20 protein-coding genes, 18 tRNA genes and 1 rRNA gene are annotated in these 20,537 nt (G+C 43.8%); 35 read left to right on the plus strand and 4 right to left on the minus strand.

From position 1 onward, the window contains the following. The 20 genes from F9802_RS20000 to F9802_RS16000 form a co-directional block, all read left to right on the plus strand. The coding region (locus tag F9802_RS20000) for a hypothetical protein (RefSeq protein ID WP_225435381.1) at nt 1-249 on the plus strand (249 nt) is incomplete at its 5' end. Then, nucleotides 236-351, plus strand: a 5S ribosomal RNA gene (gene rrf / locus F9802_RS15910). The genes F9802_RS20000 and rrf, both read left to right, overlap by 14 nt. 44 nt (nt 352-395) lie before the next feature. After that, nucleotides 396-470, plus strand: a tRNA-Glu gene (locus F9802_RS15915). Nucleotides 471-556: 86 nt separating this feature from the next. Beyond that, nucleotides 557-633, plus strand: a tRNA-Arg gene (locus F9802_RS15920). A 22-nt stretch (nt 634-655) separates the two neighbouring features. Further along, nucleotides 656-729: transfer RNA gene (locus F9802_RS15925), tRNA-Pro, on the plus strand. A 54-nt stretch (nt 730-783) separates the two neighbouring features. Then, nucleotides 784-856: transfer RNA gene (locus tag F9802_RS15930), tRNA-Ala, on the plus strand. A 16-nt stretch (nt 857-872) separates the two neighbouring features. Further along, nucleotides 873-946: transfer RNA gene (locus F9802_RS15935), tRNA-Met, on the plus strand. Nucleotides 947-980: 34 nt separating this feature from the next. Next, nucleotides 981-1,054: transfer RNA gene (locus tag F9802_RS15940), tRNA-Ile, on the plus strand. 13 nt (nt 1,055-1,067) lie between these two features. After that, a tRNA-Ser gene (locus tag F9802_RS15945) sits at nt 1,068-1,160 on the plus strand. Between the two features lie 23 nt (nt 1,161-1,183). After that, nucleotides 1,184-1,257 (plus strand) — tRNA-Met (locus F9802_RS15950). A gap of 3 nt (nt 1,258-1,260) precedes the next feature. Then, nucleotides 1,261-1,337, plus strand: a tRNA-Asp gene (locus F9802_RS15955). 46 nt (nt 1,338-1,383) lie between these two features. Beyond that, nucleotides 1,384-1,459 (plus strand) — tRNA-Phe (locus tag F9802_RS15960). A 33-nt stretch (nt 1,460-1,492) separates the two neighbouring features. Continuing rightward, nucleotides 1,493-1,576: transfer RNA gene (locus F9802_RS15965), tRNA-Tyr, on the plus strand. A gap of 7 nt (nt 1,577-1,583) precedes the next feature. Continuing rightward, nucleotides 1,584-1,657 (plus strand) — tRNA-Trp (locus F9802_RS15970). Nucleotides 1,658-1,663: 6 nt separating this feature from the next. After that, a tRNA-His gene (locus F9802_RS15975) sits at nt 1,664-1,739 on the plus strand. A gap of 100 nt (nt 1,740-1,839) precedes the next feature. Next, a tRNA-Gly gene (locus F9802_RS15980) sits at nt 1,840-1,913 on the plus strand. A gap of 11 nt (nt 1,914-1,924) precedes the next feature. Beyond that, nucleotides 1,925-1,998: transfer RNA gene (locus F9802_RS15985), tRNA-Ile, on the plus strand. A gap of 6 nt (nt 1,999-2,004) precedes the next feature. Further along, nucleotides 2,005-2,076: transfer RNA gene (locus F9802_RS15990), tRNA-Asn, on the plus strand. A gap of 14 nt (nt 2,077-2,090) precedes the next feature. Continuing rightward, nucleotides 2,091-2,181 (plus strand) — tRNA-Ser (locus tag F9802_RS15995). A gap of 10 nt (nt 2,182-2,191) precedes the next feature. Continuing rightward, nucleotides 2,192-2,265 (plus strand) — tRNA-Arg (locus F9802_RS16000). Nucleotides 2,266-2,491: 226 nt separating this feature from the next. On the opposite strand, the gene F9802_RS16005 is transcribed toward F9802_RS16000, so the two are convergent. The 3 genes from F9802_RS16005 to F9802_RS16015 all read right to left on the minus strand — a co-directional run bounded on the left by F9802_RS16005 (nt 2,492) and on the right by F9802_RS16015 (nt 4,466). Further along, nucleotides 2,492-3,109, minus strand: a complete 618-nt coding sequence (locus tag F9802_RS16005) for a LysE/ArgO family amino acid transporter (RefSeq protein WP_152153758.1) — start codon at nt 3,107-3,109, stop codon at nt 2,492-2,494. A gap of 35 nt (nt 3,110-3,144) precedes the next feature. Beyond that, nucleotides 3,145-3,918: a TatD family hydrolase gene (locus F9802_RS16010; RefSeq protein WP_152153760.1), complete on the minus strand. Its 774-nt coding sequence runs from the start codon at nt 3,916-3,918 to the stop codon at nt 3,145-3,147. A 107-nt stretch (nt 3,919-4,025) separates the two neighbouring features. Then, nucleotides 4,026-4,466: a YtoQ family protein gene (locus F9802_RS16015; protein ID WP_152154015.1), complete on the minus strand. Its 441-nt coding sequence runs from the start codon at nt 4,464-4,466 to the stop codon at nt 4,026-4,028. 222 nt (nt 4,467-4,688) lie between these two features. On the opposite strand from F9802_RS16015, the gene F9802_RS16020 reads away from it, so the two are divergent. From F9802_RS16020 to hutH, 7 genes are all read left to right on the plus strand, one after another. Continuing rightward, a complete protein-coding gene (locus F9802_RS16020; protein ID WP_152153761.1) occupies nt 4,689-5,414 on the plus strand; it encodes an ABC transporter ATP-binding protein in 726 nt (241 codons plus the stop codon). Nucleotide 5,415: 1 nt separating this feature from the next. Next, entirely contained in the window at nt 5,416-6,444 is a 1,029-nt protein-coding gene (locus F9802_RS16025) for an ABC transporter permease (RefSeq protein WP_152153763.1), read from the plus strand. A gap of 18 nt (nt 6,445-6,462) precedes the next feature. Further along, complete coding sequence (locus tag F9802_RS16030; protein WP_152153765.1) at nt 6,463-7,107, plus strand: TetR/AcrR family transcriptional regulator; 645 nt, start codon at nt 6,463-6,465, stop codon at nt 7,105-7,107. 133 nt (nt 7,108-7,240) lie between these two features. Next, complete coding sequence (locus F9802_RS16035) at nt 7,241-7,591, plus strand: ASCH domain-containing protein (protein ID WP_152153767.1); 351 nt, start codon at nt 7,241-7,243, stop codon at nt 7,589-7,591. A gap of 18 nt (nt 7,592-7,609) precedes the next feature. Beyond that, nucleotides 7,610-8,044, plus strand: coding sequence for a hypothetical protein (locus F9802_RS16040; RefSeq protein WP_191992018.1), 435 nt, complete (start codon nt 7,610-7,612; stop codon nt 8,042-8,044). 208 nt (nt 8,045-8,252) lie between these two features. Further along, the gene (gene hutP / locus F9802_RS16045; RefSeq protein ID WP_318636119.1) at nt 8,253-8,696 is read left to right on the plus strand and encodes a hut operon transcriptional regulator HutP; all 444 of its coding nucleotides are present in this window, start codon (nt 8,253-8,255) and stop codon (nt 8,694-8,696) included. A gap of 211 nt (nt 8,697-8,907) precedes the next feature. Beyond that, nucleotides 8,908-10,413 carry a histidine ammonia-lyase gene (gene hutH, locus F9802_RS16050; RefSeq protein WP_152153772.1) on the plus strand — a complete coding sequence of 502 codons (1,506 nt, stop codon included), beginning with the start codon at nt 8,908-8,910 and terminating at the stop codon, nt 10,411-10,413. Between the two features lie 308 nt (nt 10,414-10,721). On the opposite strand, the gene F9802_RS16055 is transcribed toward hutH, so the two are convergent. Beyond that, a complete protein-coding gene (locus F9802_RS16055) occupies nt 10,722-11,030 on the minus strand; it encodes a hypothetical protein (RefSeq protein WP_152153774.1) in 309 nt (102 codons plus the stop codon). A gap of 149 nt (nt 11,031-11,179) precedes the next feature. Here F9802_RS16055 and F9802_RS16060 point away from each other — a divergent pair, with 149 nt between their 5' ends. The 8 genes from F9802_RS16060 (at nt 11,180) to F9802_RS16095 (ending at nt 20,504) form a co-directional block, all read left to right on the plus strand. Continuing rightward, complete coding sequence (locus F9802_RS16060) at nt 11,180-11,650, plus strand: hypothetical protein (protein WP_152153776.1); 471 nt, start codon at nt 11,180-11,182, stop codon at nt 11,648-11,650. A 274-nt stretch (nt 11,651-11,924) separates the two neighbouring features. Next, nucleotides 11,925-13,652: a thiol reductant ABC exporter subunit CydD gene (gene cydD, locus F9802_RS16065; protein WP_152153778.1), complete on the plus strand. Its 1,728-nt coding sequence runs from the start codon at nt 11,925-11,927 to the stop codon at nt 13,650-13,652. After that, nucleotides 13,649-15,367: a thiol reductant ABC exporter subunit CydC gene (cydC, locus tag F9802_RS16070; protein ID WP_152153780.1), complete on the plus strand. Its 1,719-nt coding sequence runs from the start codon at nt 13,649-13,651 to the stop codon at nt 15,365-15,367. Before cydD ends, cydC begins: the two co-directional genes overlap by 4 nt. A gap of 14 nt (nt 15,368-15,381) precedes the next feature. Beyond that, entirely contained in the window at nt 15,382-16,059 is a 678-nt protein-coding gene (locus F9802_RS16075) for a response regulator transcription factor (protein ID WP_152153782.1), read from the plus strand. Beyond that, complete coding sequence (locus tag F9802_RS16080) at nt 16,056-17,435, plus strand: sensor histidine kinase (RefSeq protein WP_152153784.1); 1,380 nt, start codon at nt 16,056-16,058, stop codon at nt 17,433-17,435. The genes F9802_RS16075 and F9802_RS16080 overlap by 4 nt, the downstream gene beginning before the upstream one ends. A gap of 101 nt (nt 17,436-17,536) precedes the next feature. Beyond that, entirely contained in the window at nt 17,537-17,929 is a 393-nt protein-coding gene (locus F9802_RS16085; RefSeq protein ID WP_152153786.1) for a hypothetical protein, read from the plus strand. Nucleotides 17,930-17,955: 26 nt separating this feature from the next. Further along, nucleotides 17,956-20,133 carry an MMPL family transporter gene (locus F9802_RS16090; RefSeq protein WP_152153788.1) on the plus strand — a complete coding sequence of 726 codons (2,178 nt, stop codon included), beginning with the start codon at nt 17,956-17,958 and terminating at the stop codon, nt 20,131-20,133. A gap of 32 nt (nt 20,134-20,165) precedes the next feature. Beyond that, nucleotides 20,166-20,504, plus strand: a complete 339-nt coding sequence (locus tag F9802_RS16095) for an MGMT family protein (protein ID WP_152154017.1) — start codon at nt 20,166-20,168, stop codon at nt 20,502-20,504. The last annotated feature ends 33 nt before the right edge of the window (nt 20,505-20,537 follow it).

Raw genomic sequence — 20,537 nt, forward strand, 5'->3', positions numbered from 1 at the left:
AAAAGCAGAGGCGACTGTTTAGACACGACAAGCAAATGTTCTGACGCTGAAAAGGCGCTAAGCCTTGTAAGCGGCAGGTTATTTGACCTCGAGTGTCTAGGAGCCGGAGCTGGACAAAATCGAAAAGCGGAAGCGCCTAACCGCGTGAAAGCAATAAACAATGGCATGGTATTGCCGGTTACTTATACAACATATTATCCAGTTTTGAAAGAACAACTCTTTCAATTTTATACAGTCTGGCGGCGATAGCGAAGAGGCCACACCCGTTCCCATCCCGAACACGGAAGTTAAGCTCTTCAGCGCCGATGGTAGTTGGGGGTTTCCCCCTGTGAGAGTAGGACGCTGCCAGGCAAAGCCCCTATTGGGGTTTTTATTTTGCATAATTTTATTATATTGGCCCCTTGGTCAAGCGGTTAAGACACCGCCCTTTCACGGCGGTAACACGGGTTCGAATCCCGTAGGGGTCACCATTTATGGGGGATTAGCTCAGCTGGGAGAGCATCTTCCTTACAAGTAGAGGGTCGGTGGTTCGATTCCGGTTCTCGACACCATATTCGCGCCCGTAGCTCAATTGGATAGAGCGTTTGACTACGGATCAAAAGGTTAGGGGTTCGACTCCTCTCGGGCGCGCCATTATAAATTAATAACTTATTAACGGGAAGTAGCTCAGCTTGGTAGAGCACTTGGTTTGGGACCAAGGGGCCGCAGGTTCGAATCCTGTCTTCCCGATTTCTAGAAAAGCGCTAGGCTTCTAGGCGCCGAAACTAGACAACTTTAAAATATGGGGCCTTAGCTCAGCTGGGAGAGCGCCTGCTTTGCACGCAGGAGGTCAGCGGTTCGATCCCGCTAGGCTCCATTATATTTACTAACATGGCGGTGTAGCTCAGCTGGCTAGAGCGTACGGTTCATACCCGTGAGGTCGGGGGTTCGATCCCCTCCGCCGCTATAAGAATGAATAGGAAAGTTGATTCATCGGCAGTGGACCCTTAGCTCAGCTGGTTAGAGCTGACGGCTCATAACCGTCCGGTCGCAGGTTCGAGTCCTGCAGGGTCCACTTATAGTTATATGGAGGAATACCCAAGTCTGGCTGAAGGGATCGGTCTTGAAAACCGACAGGCGGGTTAAACCGCGCGGGGGTTCGAATCCCTCTTCCTCCTCCATGTTATTTTTCCGATTATATCGCCGCGGGGTGGAGCAGTTCGGTAGCTCGTCGGGCTCATAACCCGAAGGTCGCAGGTTCAAATCCTGTCCCCGCAATATGGTCCGGTAGTTCAGTTGGTTAGAATGCCTGCCTGTCACGCAGGAGGTCGCGGGTTCGAGTCCCGTCCGGACCGCCATATTTTTCAGCAGGATAACCCTACTGTTAATATATAGATTTTGTGTGGCTCAGTAGCTCAGTCGGTAGAGCAATGGACTGAAAATCCATGTGTCGGCGGTTCGATTCCGTCCTGAGCCACCATTTTTTAATTAAATACTTTCTTTGCTTAAATATGGAGGGGTAGCGAAGTGGCTAAACGCGGCGGACTGTAAATCCGCTCCTTCGGGTTCGGCAGTTCGAATCTGCCCCCCTCCACCAGTAAGTTAGGGGTATAGTTTAAAGGTAGAACAGAGGTCTCCAAAACCTCCAGTGTGGGTTCAATTCCTACTACCCCTGCCAACTATGGCGGTTGTGGCGAAGTGGTTAACGCATCGGATTGTGGTTCCGACATTCGTGGGTTCGATTCCCATCAGCCGCCCCATTTAAATTTATTATTGGGCTATAGTCAAGAGGTAAGGCAACGGACTTTGACTCCGTCATGCGCTGGTTCGAATCCAGGTGCTGCCTCCAATTTTAAATATGCGGGTGTAGTTTAGTGGTAAAACCTCAGCCTTCCAAGCTGATGATGAGGGTTCGATTCCCTTCACCCGCTCCATTTTCATAAATGGGCCTGTAGCTCAGCTGGTTAGAGCGCACGCCTGATAAGCGTGAGGTCGATGGTTCGAGTCCATTCAGGCCCACTTTATTCCGCAGTAGCTCAGTGGTAGAGCAATCGGCTGTTAACCGATCGGTCGCAAGTTCGAATCTTGCCTGCGGAGTTATATTTTTTTATGGGGAAGTACTCAAGAGGCTGAAGAGGCGCCCCTGCTAAGGGTGTAGGTCGCGTAAGCGGCGCGAGGGTTCAAATCCCTCCTTCTCCGCCATACATAGGATGCGCCTTTAGCTCAGCAGGATAGAGCAACAGCCTTCTAAGCTGTCGGTCAGAGGTTCGAATCCTCTAAGGCGCGTAAAAAATAATAGCTAGCTACATTGAAGTAAATAGTAGGCATAAAAGTCTTTAGGAGCAGATACTTCTCTGAGTCGAAAGAATGATTGAAAAATGTGTAAGGGATTTTTTATCCTTGCACATTTTTTATTTTCAATATTGTCTTCAGACAAAGGTAGAACGAGGGCAGAAGTAAACATGCTTCGAAATCTTGTATCTAACACGGAGCAGATGATTTAGTTTTCATCTTAAATCATCTGATAAAGCTGGCTGGCAATATATAGCGCCACTCCCCAAATAATAAAAGCAGACACTTTATTGATCAACTTTAAGAACTTGCCTTTTGTATCAAAGCTGCCGACTGCTCTTCCAACTATCGCAAGGCCGAGAAACCAAAGCCAGGAGACGACGATGCAAGAAGCAGTAAAGACGATTTTTTCTGAACCGATGTAGCTTAAAGAACTCGTGCCAATCACGCCGATTGTGTCCAGGATGGCGTGAGGGTTAAGCAAGGATACAGACATGGCAAATATAATCTGCTTCTTAGGCGGCATCGCTGTTTCTTTTCGGCTTAAGTTGACGGGATCGCTATTCCAAATCGACCAGCCCATATAAATCAGGAATAACAGTCCGATAGAATAGAAGATGGTTTGTAATACCGGGATAGTCAACACAATAACAGAGACGCCGAGTACAGCTAATAAAATAAGCAGAGTGTCGCAAAGGGAAGCCGTAATAACAACGGGAATGACTCCTCTAAACTTTGGCTGTGACGCGCCTTGATTAAAAATAAAGACGTTTTGGGCACCGAGCGGAAGGATTAATCCGAACGCTAATGCGATGCCGTGCAGTAATGCGGCTAACATAAACTTCTCCTTTGTTATTCAACGTGATCAACTGGCTAGAAATAAAATTGTTTTGTATTTTCATATAGTATATTGTATACTTCCTGCGCTTCCATCTTTTTTATGGAAGCGATTTTTTCTATTGTGTGATGAATCATTTTTGGATGGGTCATTTTTTTCTTAAAGGGGCCTTCAAATGGCCAAGGTCCATCTGTTTCAACCATCATATGTGACAATGGATACTGTTTGACGAGCTGTTGAATTTCCTGTTCGTACAAGACATCCGGCGTAATGGAGACACCATAGCCATTGCTGATCATCTGTTCCATCGTTTTCCGGTCACCTTTAAACCAATGGAAATGGGCTTTAGTGATTGAGTGTTTCTCCAGCAGTGTACAGACGATAGGCGCGTCTTCATAAACAGCGTGAAGCACAATCGGTTTATTCAGCGCCACAGCCTGCTGGATGAACTGTTCCAGTATTTCAATATACGGTTCTATTGGAATGCTGGAATCTTTTTTCCTTAAGTAATAGGGCAGCCCTACTTCTCCAATGGCTGCCATTTCTGCATGGTGCTTTTCGGTAAAAAGCTTTAGGTTAGTAAGTTCTTTTTCCTCGGGCAGCGCTTGTTCCGGATGAAATCCGAAAGCTGGCTTGATTCGGTTGTCTTTTTGGGACAATGTTAAATTGACTCTGGCAGAAGAGAGGTGCTGCGACACGGAAATAAGTGCTTGTACCCCGTGCTTTTCCATATCCCGTAAAATGAAGGCCTGCTCGTCCGCATCATATAAATCTAAATGAATGTGGGCGTCAATAATTGAATGATCCATTGGAATCCTCCATTCATAATCAACAATCAAGCAATTTCTCTATTTAACAAAGGAGCTGCCCAAAAAGTCAGTTACTCACCGATCTTCGGGACAGCCCTTTTGCTGTTTTATTCTAATATATACGCAAGCGCTTTAATAGCTTGATCGACGGTTACGACTGTGGCATTTGCTTTCCTGGATAATTCTTTTAATGGATGATGCAGTGCTTCAGGACGGATTAGGATGAGCGGTTTACCGAGAGAGACGGCTGCACTCGCATCCATGGCCGTGTTCCACTGCTTGTACTTTTCCCCGAACAGCGCGATGACAAGGTCCGACTTCTTTATCAGCACTTCTGTGCGCAAATTATTGAAACTTGAGGCTGCCGCATCACGGAAGATGGCGTCGGGCTGTTTGCCTAAGATCTCTTCGCCAATATTATCGGAGCGGTCATGATCTTCCATTGGTCCAACAAAGTCTACAGGGAGCTTAAGCGCCTCTGCCTTTTGTTTAATTTCTTCCCGCCACGAACTGTGAATTTCTCCAGCCAAGTAAACTGTTAATTTCATCATTCATCCTCCTAACATATATTTCCTTAAGTATAGCATCGTTTTCATTTCCTTGCTGTAAGTATAGCTCCCATCTTTGATCTGGATCTTTTTAATAGCGTCAGAGTCTTTGCTGATTTGACTGCCGAACATTCTTCGGTGGTAACACTTTAAGTTGATAAATGGCAAGTTACAGCATAATATAAAAGTGAGTAATCACTCACCTGCGAAGGAGGGGAAATAGTGGAAGCGACAAAAGCGTGTATTTCGATTCGTCACGTCTCGAAACAATTTGGGAAACAGCAAGTACTGAAGAAGATTAGCTTGGAAATCATGGAGGGTGAAATATTTGGTTTATTAGGCCCATCAGGTGCGGGCAAGACTACGTTAGTCAAGCAGCTAGCTGGGTTAGACACCCCGACATCAGGAGAGAATTTTCTGCTTCAAGAAAAAATGCCGTCTCTAAAGCTGATTGAAAAAGTAGGGTATATGGCTCAATCCGATGCCCTTTATGGAGAACTGTCAGCCAAGGAAAACCTTCAATTTTTTTCAGCTTTGTACGGGTTGAAAGGGAAAAAGCAGCAGCAAAGAATAGAAGAAGTAATGAAGCTTGTTCAACTTTCAGATCATCTTCACAAGCTCGTCTCCAATTACTCTGGAGGAATGAAAAGAAGGCTGTCGTTAGCGATTGCACTCCTTCATGAGCCTGAAATTTTGATTCTTGATGAACCGACTGTAGGCATTGATCCAATGCTGCGGAAGAGTATTTGGGAAGCCTTTTATGAATTAAAGAATAAAGGGACGACTCTTATCGTTACAACACACGTCATGGATGAAGCGGAAAAATGCGATCGGTTAGGAATGATCAGGAATGGCAGTCTAATTGCAGTCGGTACTCCTGAAGAGTTAAAACAAAAAACAAATTCAGCGACGATTGAAGAAGCGTTTCTTGTCTATGGAGGTGCTTAATATGAGGATTACGGCGTTAATTATCAGGATTTTGCGGCAGATTGTACGGGATAAGAGAACGATGGGATTGCTTATTTTTGCTCCGATCCTTGTATTGACCATGTTGCATTTAGTTTTTAACGGCAATGATTATACTCCAAAAATTGGGTTCGTTCACATTCCTGAATCCATCGTGGATCAAATCGATATATCTGATGAGAAAATCACTGAATATAAGAATGAAAAAGAAGCGAAAGAAGACTTATCCTCTCAAGAGATAGACGGTTATGTAGTATTTCACAATCAATCACCTTCTATCTTTTTGGAAGGCAGCGATCCGACTGTCAACGGAGCTGCTATTAAATGGATTCAAACTGTACTCAAACCTTTGCAGGGAAACGAACCTTCCTTAGAGCCTAAGGTGGATTTTCTTCACGGTTCTGCTGGGATGGGGCAATTCGATTATTTTGGGCCTGTATTACTTGGATTTTTTGTATTTTTCTTTGTGTTTTTGATTGCAGGCGTCTCATTCTTAAGAGAACGAACAACTGGAACGCTTGAGCGGCTTCTTTCCACGCCATTGCGCAAATGGGAGATTGTCACAGGGTATGTACTTGGCTTTGGCATCTTCACAATGATTCAAGCAACGATTATTGCCGCGTATGCCATTTATGTGTTAGATATGCTTATGGAAGGCGCATTTTTGTATGTGCTGCTCATCATCTTGCTGCTCTCTTTTACAGCTCTCACACTCGGAATATTATTATCATCATTCGCTAATAATGAGCTGCAAATGATTCAATTTATCCCGATCGTCGTCGTGCCGCAAATTTTCTTTTCAGGATTGTTTAACTTAGAAACCATATCTGAATGGCTAAGGTGGATTGGACCTTTCACTCCTCTGTATTATGCTGCTGACGCATTGAGAGATATTATGGTCAGGGGCTATGGATGGGATGAAATCTACAGGGACGTCTTTGTCTTGTTGGGCTTCTCCATTTTATTTATGATAGTAAACATCTTAGCGCTCAGAAAATACCGGGAAATCTAAGAAGTAAAGGAGCTCGAAATGTCTCAACAAGATAAAATGATAGAAGAATTATTCCATAATGCGGATGAGTTAACAGAAAAACAGAAGAAAATCGTAGCAGCTGCCATTGATTCGTTTGCGGAAAAAGGGTTTGCAGCAACTTCCACAAGTGAAATCGCCAAAAAAGCGGGTGTGGCGGAAGGAACCATCTTTAGACATTACAAAACGAAAAAAGATCTGCTTGTGGCTATTGTTGCTCCAACGATGGCGAAGCTGATTGCGCCATTTGTGATAAAGGATTTAAATAAAGTGTTGCATCAAGATTTTGAAAGGTTTGAAGACTTTATAAAAGCATTCATCGAAAACCGTATAAAATTCCTTAAAAATAACATGCCGCTTTTTCGGATACTCATTCAAGAAATTCCTTTTCAACCAGAATTGAGGGAACAATTCAAAGAGCACATTGCCCAAAAAGTATTCGAACGGCTTAGACAAATTGTTGAACATTACCAGGCAAAAGGACAAATCATTGAAATGCCGTCAGACACTGTTATAAGAATGGCTGCATCGACTATTTTCGGCTATATCATTGCTCGTTATTTGCTCGCGCCAGAGGCAGAATGGGATGACGATACAGAGATTGAAAGGACGATCCAACTTTTAATGAATGGATTATCTCCTTAACAGAAGGGCACCAATTTAAAAAGGTGATATATAGTTCAGGCGCAGATAACTGAGAAAGTAAGTCGTTTTTTGCAGTTTTATGGAGATGAAGTATAATATAGGAGAACTCTATAAAAAAAAGGTGGGTTTTAAAATGACAAATCAAAACGAAAATACAGTATTGCCTCCAAAAACGTGTACGATTGAACGTATGGTTACGGTTAAGGAAGATGTTGAAAAAGTACTGAATGGACAAAAAACAGCGACTCGCCGTAACGGAAGATATGCGGATGTCGGCGAAATTATGACGCTTGAAGGCCGTGATTTTGTCGTTGAGCGTGTTTACTCTCAGTCGCTCGGAGAACTGACTGACGAACATGCGCAGCAGGAGGGCTACGGAAGCTTAGAAGAGTACAAAAACTCTATTTTGTCGATGCATCCTGGCATGCCTTGGATGCCGAAAATGAGAGTATGGGTTCATGAATTCCGTCCAGTACAGAAATGATTTTTATAACAAGTGAATATGATCTATCAACTTCTTGTGTATACACATATTGCTAGTGCGGTTGCATCTATCGGCCCGTTTTTTACATTAATCCCTTTAATTAAAAAACTGCGCGAAGCCGAAGAGGATGTGCAGCAAGCTTATTTAAATGTATTTAAATCGGCTGTCAGGCTCGTTAAACATGCCGGCCATGTATTAGTTGCATCGGGAATATTGCTTATTATGAAAGGGCCGTGGCCATGGACAACGCCGTGGATCATCATGACTGTAGCTGTTATGTTCAGTTCGGTGTTCTTCCTGGCCCGCGCCTTTACCCCGACGCTAAGAAAATTCCACGACCCCGGCTCCGACAAGCAGGCACTTGTGGGGAAACTGCATCGGTCTGTCTGGATTTATATTTTCTTATTAATGTTGATGTTATGGTTTATGGTGGCTAAGCCAGTATTGTGGTAAAGCCTTCGGGAGTTTCTCCTGCAAACTAGAAAGATCAAGTGAAATCAGACGTTTAAAGCGTTTGAATTTACTTGATCTTTTTTTATTAATCTCTTCATCTTGATAACGCGGTAACACACTAAAATTTACCAAAAATCATTGCTATTCCATTTTTTCCTGCATATAATATGAAGCAAGTGAATCATTTTTATCTTCTAATATGGGTGGTGTGGACATGACACAGGTTGTACGAATTGGAAAGATCGCCACCTTGCTTGCTATGCTGGATGACAATGAGCAAAGTCCTTTTGAGTCGTTGTTCAGTGAAGTGACATTCTGCCGGGGAAAAGTAGGATCGATGAACATGCAAAAGGTGATTTCAGCTGTTGAAACAGCGGTGAAAAGACAGCAACTAATTGATGAAGATGTGTACAGAGAGACACATGCTTTGTATCATGCGATTTTGGAAGCGCTTGAAGGAGTAACGAGAGGGCAGCTGGCTATTGGCGAGATGATGAGGACAGTGGGACTTCGTTTTGCTGTTGTACGGGGCAAGCCGTATAAGGATAAAAAAGAAGGCGAGTGGATTGCAGTCGCTTTTTACGGCACGATCGGTGCGCCTGTAAAAGGGCTGGAGCACGAAGCAACCGGGCTCGGTATTAACCATATTTAACAAATTTCTCAGGGAAGTAGCGGAAGAAGACAGCTGATGCAAGCAAGTAGACGCATCGATCTTCGCCGCTGGATTTGCCGTTAATGAGACAAATTGAATACAGTAAATCATGACCTATAGTGAAGAGACATTAGGAGGTGATGATGGCTTATTTTTTCATGCCATCATCGCCTCTTTTTTGCGTTTTTAGACGACAAAGGAGGAACAGTAAATGGTGGAATTAACAGGTCATTCCTTGACAGTTGAACAGTTGAAAAAGATTCTTCTGGATCGGGAGCAAATATCCATATCCAGCGAAAGCATGGCACGCGTCCGTGAAAGCAGGCTGGCAGTGGAGCGGATTGTGGCAGAAAAAAAGACGGTGTACGGAATTAACACGGGTTTCGGAAAGTTTAGCGATGTGATCATTAATGAATCAGATGTACACGACTTGCAACTGAATTTGATCCGGTCGCATGCCTGCGGGATAGGGGATCCTTTTCCGGAAATTGTGTCGCGGGCGATGATGGTGCTGCGCTTAAATGCATTGTTGAAAGGTTTTTCAGGCGTCCGGCCAGTGTTAGTGGAAACGTTGGCTGAACTGATTAATAAGCGCGTTCATCCAGTCGTGCCTCAGCAAGGGTCGTTAGGGGCATCTGGTGATTTAGCGCCGCTGTCTCACTTAGCACTCGTGTTAATTGGAGAAGGAAAAGTTCATGATGAACACGGCCAGCCAGTCGATTCCGCGGCTGTGTTAGCTCAAAAAGGCATTCAGCCGATCGTTCTGCAGGCAAAAGAGGGATTGGCGCTTATTAACGGCACGCAGACGATGACGGCGATGGGGGTCGTGAATTACATTGAAGCCGAGCAGCTTGCTTATGACAGTGAATGGATTGCTGCTTTAACGATGGAAGGATTGGAAGCGATTATTGATGCTTTCCACCTGGCCATTCATGAAGCAAGGGGCTATCCGCAGCAAGTGGCCGTCGCTCAACGGGTGAGCGAATGGGTAAAAGGCAGCGGGTTGATTACACGCCAAGGCGAAAAGCGGGTGCAGGACGCCTACTCCATTCGCTGTATTCCACAAGTGCACGGCGCTTCGTGGCAGGCGCTTGATTACGTGAAAGAAAAGCTGGAAATTGAAGCGAACGCGGCCACTGACAATCCCCTCATCTTTGATGAAGGAGAACTTGTCATTTCAGGAGGGAACTTCCACGGGCAGCCGATCGCTTTAGCGATGGATTTTATGAAAATAGCTGTCGCAGAACTCGCCAATATCTCGGAGCGTCGGATCGAACGGTTAGTTAATCCGCAATTAAATGATTTGCCGCCATTTCTGAGTCCGCAGCCAGGGTTGCAATCCGGAGCCATGATTATGCAATATGCGGCGGCGTCACTTGTGTCAGAAAATAAAACGTTAGCGCACCCTGCAAGCGTTGATTCGATTCCGTCTTCTGCTAACCAAGAAGACCACGTCAGCATGGGAACGATCGCCGCCCGGCATGCCGGCATGATCATACAAAACGTCCGACGTGTACTTGCGATTGAGTGCATTTGTGCCATGCAGGCAGTTGAATTTAAAGGAATAGACAAAATGTCGCCGAAGCTGCGTGCCAAATGGGAGCATCTGCGCAACGTGGTGCCAAGTATAACGAAAGACCGGATTTTCTCGGAGGATATTGAAAAAATGAATGAAGAGTTATGTGGTGGATATATAATTGTTAAAAAAGAGACCTGAATTTAAATTCAGGTCTTATTCATTTCTAAACTTCATGATATGGCATCAAATTTTTGTAGAAGGTGTGTATGATTTTGAACGGCTCTCCCAAAAAGAACGAAGCAAGATGCTTGGATAATTTGTTGACGGGGAAGCCCTCCGGATACACTTGGTGGTTCTCCTGTGTATACTTTGACAGCTATGACTGTAGGTATAATTCACAATGGCTGAACCTATCCAGTTAAAATAGCGCCGGCCCTCGACAGAGGAGCTGGCGCTATTTTTTCAAGCCGTTTTCAACCTAAAGGGGCTTAAATCTTGTCGGGGCATCATTCATCTGCATGCTTCCAGGCGGTAGGGCTGCCGGATTTAGGGCAGTTTGGGAATGTGTCCCCATTTTTCAAATCCACATGATCACCGTCCTCATCCACATAACGGCCTGTTTCTGTCACTTTTTCACCTGTTTTATGTTCATGCGCTGCGTGTCTCCACGTAGTCGGCTCAGCTGTTTTTGGACACGAAGGAAAATGATCACCTTTTTGCAGCTCTTTCACTGCGCCTTCTGCACAAATATATTTACCAGTTTCTAAAACAGCATCATTCGTGTGATGCAAATCAGAATGGGAATGGTCAACCATTATAATCCACCTTTCTAGTTAAATTTAAAAATATGCTCATGGTTATAATAGCCTTTCGTGTTTTTGGCTAAACATATTGTGATATGCTGATGGTGAAGAAATTGTTAAATAAAGGTTTCTGCAGTTAGCGAAATGAAAGGATGATGTAAATGAGCAGCTTCATCACACTTTTATTCTTTCTTATCGGAATGCCTATAGCTGGTTTTTTTGTTTATACTTTTCTGGATCGTGTGTTTACCCGCCTGGATGCCAGGACGGATATGAAGGCTGATCTCGATAGGCTCAATCGTCTTCAAGAATGCGGCAGCTGCGGCCGATTAAGCAGGGGGTACCAGAGAGAACTCGCCCGCTACGACATGCTCTTCAAAGGAAAATCGCTTGAAAAAACGGGTCAAATATCTGGTATTGATCCGTGCCCTCACTGTGGAGAGGAGGCTCTTTTTCGCTCTGTTTCAAAAATATTTCCTTTCCATGAAACTCATCTAGACTGTCTGCCTCTGAAGCGAAAAGAATTCACGGAGTACAAACGGCAACTGGAACAGTGTGAAGAGCTTTTATATTCTACGAAAGTCAACGAAACTTATAGAAGCCGGCTGTTAGAAAAGAAAGAAGAATGTTAGTGGAAAACACTGTTCAAATGGGCGAACGGTGTTTTTCGTCTTAATAATGGTTTCGGGATAATAAAGTAGTTACTTTGGATAATACAAAGATGAAACTGGATAATATAACCTCACCTTTAGATAATAAAAAGACTAAAGCAGATAATAACTGTCATAAAAGGGTCAATTCCAACGCAGGGATTTTTAGTGAAATCAGTTATAATGAAATTAAGATTATGTGAAGTATTTCACGAAATCAACGAGAAGACGTTAAAGTAAGGAGAGAGGAAAATAGATGAAGCAATTAAAAGAACTAGCATTTGCGCAAAGAGCAGTTATGTCTTTATTGCTTTTGTCGTCAATATTGACAGGTGCCATGATTATCGGACAGGCTTATTTTTTTGTCACGATTGTGGATCGGGTTTTTCTGAAAGATGAATCATTTCAAGAAATAGTGCCATTGTTACTCGCCTTGCTGGGAGTTCTTGTTGTAAGAGCTGCTTTAACATATATAAATGGCCGTACTGGCGTTAAGATGGCTTCCAAGGCAAAGAGAGAATTCAGACAGTCGCTTTTAGCTAAATATGCGAGAAATCCTGTTCATGCTTCTCTTCAAGGGCAGTCAGGTCAAAAAGTGAGTGTCATAATGGATGCGGTCGATGAAATTGACAGCTACTTTAGCCGCTACATTCCTCAAGTGATCCAGACGTCCATCGTCCCGCTCATCATATTGGCGGCCGCTTTTTCCCAGCATGCCAATACGGGATGGATTATGCTGATTACTGCTCCGTTTATTCCGTTGTTCATGATCATCATTGGCATTAAAACACAGAAAAAATCAGAAGAGCAATTGGAAAAAATGGCGGAGTTTTCAGGAAAGTTTCTCGATACGCTGCAAGGGCTGACGACACTTAAATTATTCGGGCGGGCAGCTAAGCAAAAAGAGCTCATTCAAAAAAGCAGTCTTGATTTTCGCGAAGCAACGATGCAAGTGCTGAAAATCGCCTTTTTATCTTCGTTGTCGCTAGAGTTCATTTCTACGCTCAGTATCGGAATGATTGCGCTCGAAGCGGGACTGCGGCTCGTTGTATTTGAAAACATTTCTTTTTTTACTGCGTTTTTTGTATTAGTGCTGGCGCCTGAATTTTATTTATCGCTGAAAGAATTAGGAAGCGCGTTTCATACTGGGCGCGGCAGCATGGGTGCAGCGAAAAAAATAACGGAAGAATTGGAAAGAACAGAGATGGCGGTACAATGGGGACAGGTTCCTTTAAAGAGCGAAACGCCGCCTGCGATTGAATTGCAGGGAGCCGAATTCAGTTACGGCGAAGAAGGGTTTTCGTTAAAAAATATAAACGCGGCCATTCCGCCGTACGGCCAAATCGCGATAGTCGGCCGAAGCGGTTCCGGGAAAACAACGCTTTTGCATTTGATCGCGGGCTTAACTGCCCCAACGGCAGGAAATGTGCTAGTCAATGGCCAGCCGCGGGCTGAATATAACGAAAAGGACTGGTTTGATCAGTTAAGTTACATTTCCCAGCATCCGTATCTTTTCTCGGGAACGATTGCAGAAAATATCGCGATTGGCGGCCGGACTGATGCTTCCCGGGCGGAAGTGGAACGAGCGGCCGAAAAGGCGGGGCTTGCCGGGCTGATCGAATCGCTTGAAAATGGTTATGATACTGCTGTTGGTGAAGCAGGCAGAGGATTATCAGGTGGAGAGAAACAGCGGGTAGCCGTTGCGAGAGCTTTCTTAAAACGACCGTCTATTATTTTGTTTGATGAACCGACAACGGGACTAGACCTTCATACAGAACGAATGTTGCAAATATCAATGAAAGAGCTGGCTCAAACGTCCACCGTCATCACCGTCGCCCACCGCCTTCATACGATTAAGAACGCAGATGTAATTTTATTCCTCGATCAAGGCGAGCTGATTGCGGCAGGAACGCATGAAGAACTATTACAATCAACAGCTGGCTATCGAAAAATGTTTTCTGCTCAGAGAGGAGTGGCAACATGAAAGACATAGTGAGTGTAATGAAATTGATGATGAAAGAAAAAAAGGATATTCTCATTTCTATTTTCTTTGGCTTTCTTGCCGGCATTGCGGCGGTCGGTCTCTTCGCTTCAAGCGGTTATTTAATTGCTAAATCCGCCTTGGCACCGCCTTTATATGCGCTGACGATCTTGACCGCTTCACTAAAGCTGTTTGGTTTTGTAAAAGCCGTCAGCCGTTATGCGGAACGGTATTTTTCCCATCGGGCGACTTTTACGATTTTAAGTAATTTGCGCGTGTCTTTTTACGAGAAGCTGGAACCTCTTGCTCCTCAAGTTTTTCAAAAATACCGGAGTGGGGATCTTCTCTCGAGAATTGTCGGCGATGTAGAAAGCTTGCAAAACTTCTTTTTACGCGTATTTTATCCGCCGGTCATCCTCGTTATTGTTTTTTTAAGCACCATCTTCTTTACTGCTTTTTACTCGATTTATGTCGCTCTCATCTTGCTTGCAGGTCTCATTCTTACTAGCTTTGTCGTTCCATCCTGGTTTGCGGCAAGACAGAGAAAGGTTGACCGCCATGTAAGAGAAGGCAGAGGAGAGTTATCGACAGAAGTGACAGAGTTTCTTTACGGCTTTCGTGACTTGAAAATTTATCAAAAGCTAGAAGGGAAAGAGCAGCAGCTGATGGATGCGTCCACTCACTATATTAAAGAGCAGGAGCAGGAAGGTATTTACGCGATGTTCAGTGAGACGGTAAATAAAGTGGTTTCCTTTGTCGTTTCCTGGTTTGTGCTGGCAGCTGGTGCTTTTTTAGTGACAGAAGGGCAGCTTGATGGCATCTTCCTTGCTATGCTCGTTATGATTTCATTAACCGTCTTTGAAAACGCGGCGCCAATGGCTGCCTTGCCGGGCCATTTTGAAGACAGCCGCAGCGCCGCCACGCGTCTGGCTAACGTTGTTCGCAATGAAGAGTGGGAAGAACGGGCACAAGGCTGCTTAAATAGCCAACATGCGCCGGCGATTGACATGAACGGTGTGACCTTTACTTTTCCGGGCGAAAGACGGGAGGCGCTGAAAAATATAGCGATTCATTTGCCGGCCGGCTCGAAAACAGCGATTGTCGGTCCGAGCGGTTCCGGGAAATCGACGTTGTTGCAGCTCTTGTTAAAGATATATCCAGTTAATGAAGGCGGCATTCGCTTTGATGGGATGTCTTTAGAACAACTAACGCAGGAAAGCATTTGGAAAGAATCGAATGTTGTTTTACAGGAAAACCACTTTTTCTTTGGCACGATTCGAGATAACCTTCTGCTCGCTAAAGACGGATTGACTGATGAAGAAATGAAAGCAGCGTTAGCAAAAGTACAGCTTGAAGGGTTTTCTTTATCAGATCCTGTCTTTGAAAAAGGAGAAAACTTATCCGGAGGAGAGAAGCAAAGGTTGGCGATTTCCCGGGCAATATTAAAAGGAGCGCCTCTCTGGTTAATGGATGAACCGACGTCCTCTGTAGATGCGCTGACGGAACGGTTTATTTACGATCATCTTTTCGAGGAAGCAAAAGACGCTACAGTTGTTCTCATTAGTCATCGTTTGACAGGACTCGAAAAAATGGATCAAATTATCGTGTTGGAGCAAGGGGCCATCATCGAATCAGGCACGTATGATGAACTCATGGCCAAGAAAGGCTACTTTTACGAAATGAAGCAAATCGAAAAAAATGTTCTTTTACATGCCTGAAAGGGGATGGGAAAATGACGGCAATCTTAATCGTAGATGATGATATCAACATTTTATATTTAGTAAAAAATCAATTGCAGCAGGCCGGTTACGTAGTGTTTCAGGCAAGTAACGGTACAGAGGCTTTGCACGTGCTGGAACGGGAAGTGATTGACTTGGCAGTGGTTGATATCATGATGTCGGGCATGAACGGATACGAGTTGACGAGGGAGATTCGCAGTCTGCATGATATTCCGGTTATTATGTTAACAGCGAAAGGCGGAATTGAAGATAAAGAAGCAGGGTTTAAATCAGGATCAGATGATTACATAGTCAAGCCGTTTGACCCGAAAGAACTTATTTTCCGTATTAATGCGATTTTCCGGCGCTATCAGAAGCGAAGCGATTTACTTATTAAGTTAGGCGAGGTGGAAATTAACCAGCAAAATTTTGAGGTGCAAGTGAGGGACCAAACGATTATCTTGCCGCTGAAAGAATTTGAATTGCTTTGCTTGATGGCATCCAGGCCTAATCAAGTATTTACGCGGACGCAGTTAATTGAAGAAATTTGGGGGCTGGAGTTTTCAGGAGATGAAAGAACGCTCAATGTTCATATTAAACGTCTCCGCGACCGCTTCTCACAGCTGACGAATGACTTCTCCATTAAAACGATTCGCGGAGTCGGCTATTTAGTAGAGGTCAACAACAAATGAAATCGATTTATTCAAAATTCGTGCTGACGACAATTGCTATTATTCTCGCCAGCACGCTCATTGGTTTTTTTGTCGCAAATACGTATTATCATCAAGTGATGAAACCGTTAAATGATGAGAAAAATTTAAAAGTAGCCCAGCAAATTACCAGCTACATAGAAGCGCAACAGCAGCTTGATTTGGAAAAGTATTTAGTGAATATTGCATCCATCGGTTATCAACTGTACCTCATAGATGAAACTGGGCGTGACCGCTTTTTTGGAGCAGAATTTAAAAATAACCAACTATTGGAAAAAGTGAAATCTGACGTGCTGGCGGGGAACTATTATCACGGAATGAAAGAGTTTCCACGTGAAACATTTGTCACCGGCTTTTTTGCTAATGAACTCCGCAACACGATTGGAGCACCGTTCAAACATGAAAACAAGCAGTATGCTATTTTCCTCCGTCCAGATATTAAGCTGCTTTTTAATGAAGTGCATACGCTGCTCGGTTGGATGATTGTCATTATGCTGATCTCCAGCATCTCGTTAGTCGTGATCAGCTCAAAATTTCTCGTCCAGCCTATTGCTAAATTAACTTCCGCGACGAAAAAAATACAAGAAGGAAACTTTAATATTGCGCTCGATATTAACCGCCAAGATGAAATTGGGCGGCTGGCGAAAAATTTTGAAGAAATGTCCAGTAAATTAAGGCAGCTCGATGAGATGAGAACGGAATTTGTTTCAAATGTATCTCACGATTTTCAATCGCCCTTATTAAATATACAGGGCTATGCTCATCTGTTGGAACAAGAGCATCTATCACAGCAGGACAAAGCAGCTTATATCGGCATCATCCTTCAAGAAACAACCCGTTTATCATTGCTGACGAAGCAGCTGCTCTTGCTGACTTCGCTAGAGAAAGAAGAAAGTTACAGCAAAGCAAAAATCTTTGACTTAATGAAGCAGTTAAAGGAACTAGTTCACAAGTATATGTGGCTGCTGGATGAAAAAAAGGTGACGTTAACGTATACAATTCCGCCGGTCCAATTTTATGGTGATCCTGCACTTCTTTATAATGTGTGGGAAAACCTTTTGACTAATGCCATAAAGTACAACCGCGAAAACGGGGAAATCAGGCTAACTGTATGCGATGAAGAAAATCAGCTGCAAGTGATCATTACGGATACAGGAATCGGAATGAAGGAGGAAGAGAAGAACCGGATATTTGAACGGTTTTATCGGGCGGACCTTTCCAGAACACGATCAATTGAAGGGACAGGCCTCGGTTTGTCGATCGTGTATAAAGTCGTCTCGCTGCATCAAGGAACAATTTCTGTAGTCAGCGAATGGCAGGCCGGCACCACATTTATCGTTACCCTCCCTAAATTGTAATATGGAATTCACCTTCCGTTCACTTTCGTTTCTTACAATGAAACGCATAAGTGAGTGGAAGGTGAATTTTTTTGAATAAATTAGGATAGGAGAGGGTTTTTGTGAATGGAAGAAATTTATTGCTCATCAGGTTTTCAGCTGTTTTTTCAGTGATTGGAGCGGTATTGGGAGCACATATGGCTGGTTCAGGCTCGTACGCTTTTCGGCCGATCCATGCCCATATACTTGTCGTCGGCTGGTTAACGCTATTTGCTTGGGGCGTGTACTATGAAGTCTTCACAATTACGTCTAAAAAGATTGCAATGTGGCACACATGGACGGCTATCAGTGGCTCTACAGGTTTGACAGCAGGGATGTGGGTGTATTATTTGAAGCCTTTCAATGTTTCAGAAGGAGTCTCTTTAATTTTTTATATCGGCGGTGGCTTCACGCTGCTCGTCAGCTTCGTCTTGTTTTTCATGACGACGTTTTTTATCGATAGCAAGCAGAAATGAATACTTGATCGAAAGGAGGAAGAACTATGCTTCGATTAGCTAAGAAAATCACCGCATTTTCAAGCAGCAAAAAAGGCGCAAAAGGAATCGTCGCATTCTGGATCATAGCCGCCGTTTTACTGGGCGGCCTTGCACCGTCTGCAAAAGAGTATGCGACGAGCATTAATGAATCAGGGCTTCCGGATGAAGCGAAGTCAGTCATTGCTGGTGAAAAGTTGCAGCAATATTTCCCGGCAGATGAAGGTGTACCCGCCCTGTTAGTGTTTTACAAAGAAGAAGCATTCACTAAAAATGAGTATAAAATGGTGGATGAGATAAGTGAAAAAATTGCCCGGGAAAAACTGCCCTCGGTGCGGGAAGTTGTTCCATTCTTACACATGCCGCCCGAGGCGAAAGCTTCGTTTATTTCTGAAAACAACAAAACGATGATTTTGCCGGTTTCGTTAAAAAGTCAGCTTGAACGGAAAGAAATTAATGAGACGGTAAAAGAACTTGAAAAATTGGCAAACGGAGAATTAACAAAAACGGACAGTGTGAAGCTAGCGATCACTGGGCCTGCCGGTATTGCCGCCGACATGACTACTATTTTTGCCAGTGCCGATGTTGTACTGCTGCTTGCGACAATCGGATTGATCTTCGTGCTGCTCATTGTTATTTACCGGTCCCCACTTCTTGCTCTCGTTCCACTGCTGGGCGCTGGAATTGTGTATGAAGTGGTTAATAAAACGATCGGAATGTTTGGCTCATTTGGCATGGCGATTGAAAGTCAGTCCGTATCAATTATGTCTATCTTGCTTTTTGCGGCTTTAACCGACTATTCTTTATTTATCGTGAGCCGTTTTAAAGAAGAGCTGAAAAAAGAAGAAAATAAATATGTAGCAATGAAACGCTGTATGGAAGAAGTCACGGAACCGATTTTATATAGCGGAAGTACTGTAATAGCCGCCATGCTCGTTTTGTTTTTGGCGTTTTATGAACCGTACCGTAACTTTGCTCCTGTCTTTTCCCTCGCGTTAGTTCTTATTTTAGCCGGCGGCCTTACACTATTGCCTGCTTTGTATGTGCTATTTGGAAGAAAAGCATTTTGGCCATCTATGCCGAACGTGGAGTCTCACCATTCGGACAAACAGACAATTTGGACAAAAATAGCGGATACCGTTTTGAGACGTCCGGTCAGAAGCGGCCTTGTCGTTTCCATTCCGTTGATGGTTTTAGCATTGAACACATGGAACATTGAGTATTCGTTTAATTTAATTAAATCCTTCCCGGAAGATACTCAGTCCAGACAAGGGTATGAAAAGCTGGAAGAGAACTTTTCACCGGGAGAGCTGGCTGCTACGACGATGATTGTGGAGAGTGAAGAGAAACTAGCCGTTGGAGCGATGAAAGCTTTACGGAAAGAACTACTTTTATTTGATGGAGTGGCAGAAGTATCACCGGATTTTTCTGCTTCGGCTTCTCCACACAGTCCATTAGAAGAATGGATAACGGAAGACGGAAAGCAGGCGAAAATCGACATTGTTTTTTCCGGCAATCCTTATGATCAGGAAACGTTCGATCAATTGCAACAAATTGAATCGCAAGAAGATGAGTTGAAAAAAGCAGCCAACTTGGAGAACACTCACTTTTATTTTGCAGGTGAAACGGCACAAAATGCTGAGATTAGGGATGTAAATGAATGGGATACGATGGTCATTGTTGTGATCACCGTTTTAGTCATTACAGCCTTACTGGCGTTGCAAACAAAATCACTGGCGGCTCCTATATACATGATGGCTACGATTATGTTGTCTTATTTGACGGCGTTGGGTTCCGGGTATTTTATTTTCAATCAGTTTTTCGGTTACGATGAAATCAGCTACCGGATTCCGCTGTACACATTTATCTTTCTTGCAGCACTCGGCGTGGATTATAACATTATGTTAATTTCCCGTATAAAAGAAGAAGCGAAAAAACATCCGATTCATCAAGCCATACGTCTCAGCTTAGCAAAAACCGGTGGAGTCATTTCCTCAGCTGGCCTCATTTTAGCAGCAACTTTTGCCGTGCTGATCACGCAGCCACTTATGGAACTGTTTATGTTTGGCTTTACCGTTGCGATTGGTATATTAATCGACACTTTTTTAATTCGGACGATTTTAGTCCCAGCTATTATGGCGAAGCTAGGAAAATACAGTTTATGGCCACAAGAATTGAAAGAGTAATTGAGGAAGCAGAAAATGTAGAAGGTGACGATATGGAAAATGATCAGCAGTCTTTAAGCGAACTAAAGCCATTCACAGCGGAAGTCATAAAAATATTAAAAGGAATTCCTGCCGGGTATGTGGCCACGTACGGGCAGGTTGCACGAATGGCCGGCAGTCCGCGTGCTGCCCGGCAAGTTGTGCGTATTTTGCATTCTATGAGCAAAAAATACAAATTGCCGTGGCATCGCGTGGTTAATGCGAAAGGAGAGATTGCGGTTCCGAATGATGAGTCTCGGGAGCTTCAACGGATGCTTCTTGAAGCGGAGGGCGTTTCATTTACAAAGGATGGCCGCGTGAATTTGGAACAGTTTGCAAATCGTACAAAATAATAAATTAGCAAATAAAACATAAAGTAACGATTC

Source organism: Bacillus aerolatus (assembly GCF_009183655.1).
Classification (GTDB): Bacteria; Bacillota; Bacilli; order Bacillales; family Domibacillaceae; genus Pseudobacillus; species Pseudobacillus aerolatus.

What these genes read in the sequence shown, in the direction of transcription:
- F9802_RS16030 (WP_152153765.1), top strand. Translation starts at nt 6,463, where the DNA reads ATGTCTCAACAAGATAAAATGATAGAAGAATTATTCCATAATGCGGAT.
- F9802_RS16095 (WP_152154017.1), top strand. Translation starts at nt 20,166, where the DNA reads ATGGAAAATGATCAGCAGTCTTTAAGCGAACTAAAGCCATTCACAGCG.
- F9802_RS16015 (WP_152154015.1), bottom strand. Translation starts at nt 4,466, where the DNA reads ATGAAATTAACAGTTTACTTGGCTGGAGAAATTCACAGTTCGTGGCGG.
- cydC (WP_152153780.1), top strand. Translation starts at nt 13,649, where the DNA reads ATGAAAGACATAGTGAGTGTAATGAAATTGATGATGAAAGAAAAAAAG.
- F9802_RS16005 (WP_152153758.1), bottom strand. Translation starts at nt 3,109, where the DNA reads ATGTTAGCCGCATTACTGCACGGCATCGCATTAGCGTTCGGATTAATC.
- F9802_RS16025 (WP_152153763.1), top strand. Translation starts at nt 5,416, where the DNA reads ATGAGGATTACGGCGTTAATTATCAGGATTTTGCGGCAGATTGTACGG.
- F9802_RS16035 (WP_152153767.1), top strand. Translation starts at nt 7,241, where the DNA reads ATGACAAATCAAAACGAAAATACAGTATTGCCTCCAAAAACGTGTACG.
- F9802_RS16055 (WP_152153774.1), bottom strand. Translation starts at nt 11,030, where the DNA reads ATGGTTGACCATTCCCATTCTGATTTGCATCACACGAATGATGCTGTT.
- cydD (WP_152153778.1), top strand. Translation starts at nt 11,925, where the DNA reads ATGAAGCAATTAAAAGAACTAGCATTTGCGCAAAGAGCAGTTATGTCT.
- F9802_RS16090 (WP_152153788.1), top strand. Translation starts at nt 17,956, where the DNA reads ATGCTTCGATTAGCTAAGAAAATCACCGCATTTTCAAGCAGCAAAAAA.
- hutH (WP_152153772.1), top strand. Translation starts at nt 8,908, where the DNA reads ATGGTGGAATTAACAGGTCATTCCTTGACAGTTGAACAGTTGAAAAAG.
- F9802_RS16075 (WP_152153782.1), top strand. Translation starts at nt 15,382, where the DNA reads ATGACGGCAATCTTAATCGTAGATGATGATATCAACATTTTATATTTA.
- F9802_RS16040 (WP_191992018.1), top strand. Translation starts at nt 7,610, where the DNA reads ATGATCTATCAACTTCTTGTGTATACACATATTGCTAGTGCGGTTGCA.
- F9802_RS16080 (WP_152153784.1), top strand. Translation starts at nt 16,056, where the DNA reads ATGAAATCGATTTATTCAAAATTCGTGCTGACGACAATTGCTATTATT.
- F9802_RS16060 (WP_152153776.1), top strand. Translation starts at nt 11,180, where the DNA reads ATGAGCAGCTTCATCACACTTTTATTCTTTCTTATCGGAATGCCTATA.
- F9802_RS16010 (WP_152153760.1), bottom strand. Translation starts at nt 3,918, where the DNA reads ATGGATCATTCAATTATTGACGCCCACATTCATTTAGATTTATATGAT.